At 74.6% G+C, this 1825-nt stretch carries 2 protein-coding genes; one reads left to right on the plus strand and one right to left on the minus strand.

Features of this window, described 5'->3' with window-relative positions; all coding sequences use genetic code 11:
• Positions 1–1263, minus strand: a 1263-nt coding sequence (locus tag H5J29_RS31220; RefSeq protein ID WP_181784526.1) for a molybdopterin oxidoreductase family protein, incomplete at its 3' end; no start/stop codon positions are given.
• Between the two features lie 167 nt (positions 1264–1430).
• On the opposite strand from H5J29_RS31220, the gene H5J29_RS31225 reads away from it, so the two are divergent.
• Positions 1431–1825, plus strand: a 395-nt coding sequence (locus tag H5J29_RS31225) for a hypothetical protein (protein ID WP_220188168.1), incomplete at its 3' end; no start/stop codon positions are given.

Raw genomic sequence — 1825 nt, forward strand, 5'->3', positions numbered from 1 at the left:
GGACAGGAAGAAGTCCGTGACGACCAGCAGGTCCAGCGCGGCCAGCCGCCGGCGGACGTGCCCGGCGTTCGGGGCCGACACCACCGGGTTCGACGCGCTGACCAGCAGCATCCGCACCCGGGAGCCGAGCGAGTCCAGCAGCTCGTACGCCGAGACGCCCGGCTGCGGCAGCTCCGCCGGGTCGATCCCCCACACCCCGGCGACGAACGCGCGGTGCTCGGGATCGGCGAGCTTGCGGTAGCCCGGCAGCTGGTCGGCCTTCTGCCCGTGCTCGCGGCCGCCCTGCCCGTTGCCCTGCCCGGTCACCGTGGCCCAGCCCGAGGCGGGGCGGCCGGGCAGACCCAGGGCCAGGGCCAGGTTGATCCAGGCCGACGCCGTGTCGGTCCCGTCCGCGTGCTGCTCGGCGCCGCGGGCGGTCAGGATCATGGCGCTGCGGGCCTTCGCCAGTGCGTGCACGGTGGCCCGCAGCGCCGCCACGGGCACGCCGGTGGTGCGTTCGGTCCGGTCCGGCCAGTCCGCGCGGACCGCCCGTCGGACCTCGTCGAAGCCGGTCGTGCGGGTGCGGACGTACTCCTCGTCGACCAGGCCCTCGCGGATCGCGATGTGCAGCAGCCCGTTGGCCAGCGCGAGGTCGGTTCCCGGGAGGGGCTGCAGGTGCCGGTGGGCCAGCGCGGCCGTCGACGTGTACCGGGGGTCGACGACGATGTGCTCGGCCCCGCGCTCGCGGCCCTGCTCGAACCACCGCATCGCGGGCGGCATGGTGTCCGCCGGGTTGCTGCCGACGAGGAGCACGACCTCCGCCTCGGCGACGTCCGGCAGCGGGAACGGCAGCCCGCGGTCGATGCCGAAGGCCTTGGTGCCCGCCGCCGCGGCGGAGCTCATGCAGAACCGGCCGTTGTAGTCGATCGACGCGCTCCGCAGCGCGACCCGCGCGAACTTGCCGAGCTGGTAGGCCTTCTCGTTGGTCAGCCCGCCCCCGCCGAAGCAGCCGACGGCGTCCGGCCCGTGCTCGGCCCCGACCCGGCGGATCCCCTCGGCGACCCGGTCCAGCGCGGTGTCCCAGTCGACCGGCCGGAGCGCCCCGTCCACCCGCAGCAACGGGGTGGTCAGCCGCTCGGGATGGTCCAGCAACTCGAGCGCGGTGGCGCCCTTCATGCAGAGGCCGCCGCGGTTGGTCGGGAAGTTCTCGCGGCCAGTGAGCGAGCCCGCGCGCAGCTCGATCCCGCACTGCAGCGAGCAGTACGGACAGTGCGTGGCGGTCATCCCCTCCAGGGTCGGGGTCCGCTGTTACCTCACCGTGCACGAACCGTTACGGGTGCCTCAGTCCTGCTCCCCCGGTCGTGTGAGGTGCGGTCATCCTCGGTCTACGCCTGCTCGACTTTGGTCGCGGACGGGGTCGGGTGGTGCGCCGCGGGCCCTAGGGTCGACAGGTGGCCCCGCCCGTCCGGATCGCGCGCGAGATCGCCGTGAACGCGCTCCTCGTGCTGGTCGCGGGCGGGATCGGTGCGGTCACGGTGGTGCGCGAGCCCCCGTCCGGGGCGTGGGGCGTCGTGACTGTGGTCCTGGGCGTGCTGGGCTTCGCGGCGGTGTTCTGGCGGCGGCGCGCGCGGTTCGCGTTCGGCCTGCTCGCCGTGCTCGTCGGGGCCGTGTCCCTGCTCGCGACGTACCTGCCGCTGATCGGCGTCTACACCGTGGCGAGCGGGCGGCGGTGGCGGGAGATCGTGCCGGTGATGGTGCTCGCGCTGCTCGGCGCGGTGGTCACGCTGACCCTGCGGGTCCCGGACGCAGGCACCCGGCTCACGCTGCTCGTCGGCGCGGTCGGGCT

It is taken from the genome of Pseudonocardia pini (assembly GCF_013870575.1).
Lineage (GTDB): Bacteria > Actinomycetota > Actinomycetes > Mycobacteriales > Pseudonocardiaceae > Pseudonocardia > Pseudonocardia pini.